The sequence below is a fragment of the Bacteroidota bacterium genome, from assembly GCA_034439655.1.
Taxonomy (GTDB): domain Bacteria; phylum Bacteroidota; class Bacteroidia; order UKL13-3; family UKL13-3; genus CANJUD01.
This window is the reverse complement of sequence record JAWXAU010000016.1, coordinates 1-4,884: the sequence shown is the minus strand read 5'-3', so window position 1 is coordinate 4,884 and position 4,884 is coordinate 1. Positions and strand designations below refer to the sequence as shown.

Here is a 4,884-nt window from a genome sequence, read left to right as displayed (position 1 = left end):
CAAACCAATGATTGCAATCAGTGCTAAGTACCTTCCATTTATATGTGCTACTTTTTCTTCTTTCTCCATAGTTATTTTTTCGTTTCAGTTGCAGCGAACGTGGGCATATGCGCCCGTGCCGCACGTCGAGCCTTGCGGGCGGGCTTTGTGCGGCATGGGCGTATATGCGTTGTTCGATGATTTTTCTATTTATTTTAGGGCACAATTCGTGGACTTGCAATCAATTACAATTGTAGTATTAGGAAGTATACCAGGAGATGGAAATTCGGACGTTCTAAAAGTAAATTTCCACTCGTCACCTTCAAGTCTAGACCAGTTCTTCTTAAACCAATTGAAATTTGGTACACTAGGTAGGTTTTCTATGGCACCTCTGTCTTGAGAAAATTTATAACGAGTTCGTAGTTTGCTTTTGTTGTGTTTAGTATAGAAGCCCGATGGGATATCCCACTTATGTGAACAGTAGCATGGGTTTAATCCATAATACACCGAACCCCAAATGTCATACTCTATATCAGTTCTGTATTTTTTGTATTTATTTTGGTTGTTCTTCTTAAAACTTCTTACAACTACTGACAATTTGCTTTTTCTTTCTTTTAAGGTCACTCTCAACTTATATAAGTTATTTTGCAAATAATAAGGAGTTGTACAATTTATTCTGTAATTGTTGTTATTAATCAAATTCCTTTGACTACTGGGATAACAGCAAAAACCAGATTTAATGACATCAAATTTGATTATTATACTATTTTGACAACCATTATAATTGTAGTCAATTTGTAATTCTTTTTCTCCAGAACATGGATACTCTAATTCTATTGAATTGGGAGTTGTTGAAATAATACTAGGTGATGCAAAACCAGATGGGGTTAGAGGAGTGAAAGTATAACTTCCTTGCTGAGTTCCGCAAGGATTATTTGCGGTTACTATCACTGTGGAACCGATAGATACATTGTAATTTATTGGGCATGGAGGCGGCATAGTATAATCCGTTTCAAAAACTTGCGTACAAGTTTTGATTTGCCCATTCTCGGGGTAAGAAAACTCTGCTTCAATTTTTATATGATAGATATTATTTGAAGACGGACTGGAATAAGGCAAAAAATTATATTGAGCCACATATCCATATTCGCCTGAAGATAAACTACAAAAATTACTTGAAATTGGGTTTTGATAAGTATTAAAGGCCAAAAGCGAAGTTGTTGGGTTAAGTAATGGTGAACTAACTGTATAATTACATGATGTACTTGTGGGATTTATATGAGTATAGATTGAGTTATTGATTTGAGGGAAAATGATGATGAAATTTACTGCTTCGGGGTTGCAAACCCCTATTCGAGGGCAAACTACTAACTTAATAGTTTGACAGGGGTCTCCATTTTTTAATGAGGCATAGTTTTCTTCATCATTGCAAATGTCGATTTTTTCATAAACAAAAGGTGCCTTTTCTAATGGATTTGTTTGTAGTTTTTCAAAAAAGTTGATTGCAATTGGCATGGTTCGTTGGCATTCCATGCCAATTGGAAATTTGTATAGAGTGCAATCATCATAATAATAGTATCCTGTATTGTCTATTATCAAAAAGCGGTCTTTGTTCAAAAGCGTTTGTAATATTACATCATCTTCCAAAATTTCATTTATCGGATTTATTGATAAATCGACACCATTATTTTCCGCTGTTTGCTCTTGGTCAAGGATGGATTTTCTATATGAACTATGGCTTTTAAGTATTTCAAAATCTGTCAATGGTTTTTCCTCGTCTGTATTATTTTGAATTGCAGGAGAATTCTCATAGTCCTCTAATTGCTTTTCTAAAATGTTGTACACCAATAGAAAGTGTGTGGAGTCTTTGAATACTAAAATGCCACACTCATTTTGGGTAATATTTTTTATACTCGTGTCCACAAGGTTCTGAAACCAGTTACACGAAGTCATAAGAATGCAAAGGATAAGTGCGAAAAATGCAATTCGATTTTTCATGGATAAAAAATTTTTTTGTGAAAAGTTTGACACCATATTTGTTGCATATGTTGTATTTTCTTTTTTTGGGTTTCAGCGAACGTGAGCGTGGGCTACGTGGCCGCGCTTAGTCGGCCATGTGAGACCATGCAGAGTTAGCACCTTTATTATTTTGGTAACTGGATAGCCTCTGGCTAACCAGTTACAACTATTTTACACACTCTTTGCAGGCTCGCTGGGGTCGTATAGTTTTGATGTATTGTACAATTTATCGCTAATGGACACTATGAGATTTTATATTTATATTATTATGCTGACAAATCAATAACCTTTTCTATGTTAGAATTTATTACCGAACTCAAGACAGGAAAGAATTTCCTAGTATTTTCAACATCTGTACTCCCATCCTTATTTATCACAATACGCTCACCTTGGTTTATTTCAAATATATTTAATATATTTACTTTTTTCAATAAAGTGAACAGTGTCGTTTTCCTAATCTTATTAAATAACATGCTTTTCTTGTTTAAGAAACCCGCTTTCCCCATCCTGCTAAAAAAATTGTAATCTTCTGAATTCTTTTGTTCAAGATAATCACATAATTTCGTTCGCAGTCTACCAATTTGGTATTTAGGGTAATGTGTCTTATCAATCAAATTTATTGATGCACCATAGATGATAATCTGTGCCATTACAAGGGGGTATTTTTTACAGAATTCGTCGCTAACTATATCAAATCCTCTCCTAACTGAAACACCATTAACTGAGGTCTGCCAAAAAAAACCTTTTGCAAATGCAATATTTCTTATTTGCAACAATGAACATTCCTGTTCAAATTCTTCTTCGTTTTCAAATTCTTTCAATGAGTCAAAATCTGTGTATGTAAAATTATTTTGTTTGGAAGTATTGATAATGGGCTTAAATCTTACAAAAATTGCTAATAATGCAAGTTTGCTCAATGACTGATTCGACACCTTTACCTCCAATTCGATGAATTTTTTACCATTGGCTGGGTAAATTTTGGGTGTTGCCTCATACAAAAAGAAAACATCGCCCATAGCTCTACTCTTTCGTGCTTCGGCTGATTGAATTCTGCTCTGAAATCTAAGATAAACATAGAGTGAAATTATTCCACTCAAAAAAGCGCCAAAAAGCACGGGCCAAAATTTAATAGCCGCATTCAATATTTCAGATAGCATATTTGATAAGTTAATTATTTAAGGGTCTTTTCCTCCCAAACCTGGGATAAATGGACAATCGTCTCCGCTGCCTTTTCCATATCTTGTACAGACACCCATTCTTGTTTAGAATGGAAAGCGTGTTCGCCAGCGAATAAGTTGGGGCAGGGCAAGCCCATATATGACAACTTTGAGCCGTCGGTTCCGCCACGTATGGCACTTAATTTTGGTTGCTTGAACCCAGCACGATGGAGTGCCTCTAAAGCATTGGCGACTACTTGAGGATGACGACGAAGCACCTTACCCATATTCCTATATTGCTCTGTGATTTTAACTTCCGCATGACTGTTCGGGTAAAGTTTTAAAACAGTGTCCACGATACGTTTGAGCACTTTGCCGTGTCGGTTTAAACCTAATTCTGTGAAATCTCGAATAATAAGCTTAATCGTCGCCTTTTCAACATTGCCTTCAAAAGTTACAGGGTGAATAAAACCTTGCCTACCCTCAGTATGTTCCGGGCCTAGTTTGTCCGGGAATTTTGCTACGATTCGTGCAGCGATTTTTAATGCATTCTCCATTTTCCCTTTGGAATAGCCTGGGTGTGCAGATACTCCACGAATTGTGACAATCGCTCCGTTGGCACTAAAAGTTTCATTTTCAATACTTCCAGCCGTTTCACCGTCAATCGTATACCCGAACTTGGCACCCAATTTTTTCATATCCAATTTATACACACCTCGACCGATTTCTTCATCCGGGGTGAACAAAATTCGGATTTTTCCATGCTTAAGATATTGATTTTCACTCAAAATCTTGGCTGCATCCACGATGGCCGCTAGACCTGCTTTGTTATCGGCGCCAAGCAAAGTAGTACCACTTGCTGTGATGATGTCATTGCCGATCTGATTTTTTAATTCTTCGTGTTCTGCCATACGAATCACCACCGAGGTATCATCTGGCAATACCAAGTCTTGCCCCTTATAATTTGCATGTACAATGGGCTTTACTCCAGTTCCTGAACAATCGTTCGAAGTGTCAATATGTGAACAAAAACAGACAACAGGAACTTTTTTATCAGTATTAGCTGGGATTGTGGCATATACATACCCATATTCATCAAGGTGAGCGTCAATGATTCCAATGGATAGAAGTTCATCTACAAGTATTTTCCCGAGGTCTTTTTGTTTCTCGGTACTGGGAAAGGTGGCGCTTTCAGGATCGCTCTCGGTATCTATGGTTACATAACGCAAAAAGCGTTCCCTGACAGTGTGCTGGAATGTAGATTTTGACATGATGTAGAATTATTTATTCGATGGCGCGAATGGTTGCATTAAGTTATTGATTATGTTGCATATAAGGCACATTTCGTCGCTTGTTTTATGGTTGGCCAACCCGGTACCCGACTCAGCAGCGTAACATCGTCCATCAATACTTGCTGACAATCAATATTTTATATTCGACATCCCGCGCGGAAATTTTCCAAGATCGAGGAACAACCTATAAGGGCGGGTGCCCTGAATTGCCTGCCGCCTAAGCCTGCCCACGGTCTGCCAAAGTCACTGAAAATCAAAATATTATATTCCGGCGTCACGCTTGGTTGCCCCTCTTGTTGGTGCTAACTAAGGTTAAACGTCACTCCCCCTATATAACGCCCATTGCGTGAAAACCCGCTTTGTCATCACTTACCCCAATAGCACCAGTTGCGTGAATCCAACCACATCGGTTGGATTCACGCAACTGGCGACATCGT

General features: G+C 37.7%; 3 protein-coding genes. All 3 read right to left on the bottom strand.

All coding sequences use genetic code 11. The features are described from left to right. Positions 1-189: 189 nt before the first annotated feature. Positions 190-1,932 carry a hypothetical protein gene (locus tag SGJ10_01155; GenBank protein MDZ4756731.1) on the bottom strand — a complete coding sequence of 581 codons (1,743 nt, stop codon included), beginning with the start codon at positions 1,930-1,932 and terminating at the stop codon, positions 190-192. Between the two features lie 332 nt (positions 1,933-2,264). After that, the gene (locus SGJ10_01150) at positions 2,265-3,155 is read right to left on the bottom strand and encodes a hypothetical protein (GenBank protein ID MDZ4756730.1); all 891 of its coding nucleotides are present in this window, start codon (positions 3,153-3,155) and stop codon (positions 2,265-2,267) included. A 14-nt stretch (positions 3,156-3,169) separates the two neighbouring features. Beyond that, on the bottom strand, positions 3,170-4,426 hold the full coding sequence (gene pepT, locus SGJ10_01145; protein ID MDZ4756729.1) for a peptidase T: 1,257 nt from the start codon (positions 4,424-4,426) through the stop codon (positions 3,170-3,172). Positions 4,427-4,884 lie beyond the last annotated feature (458 nt).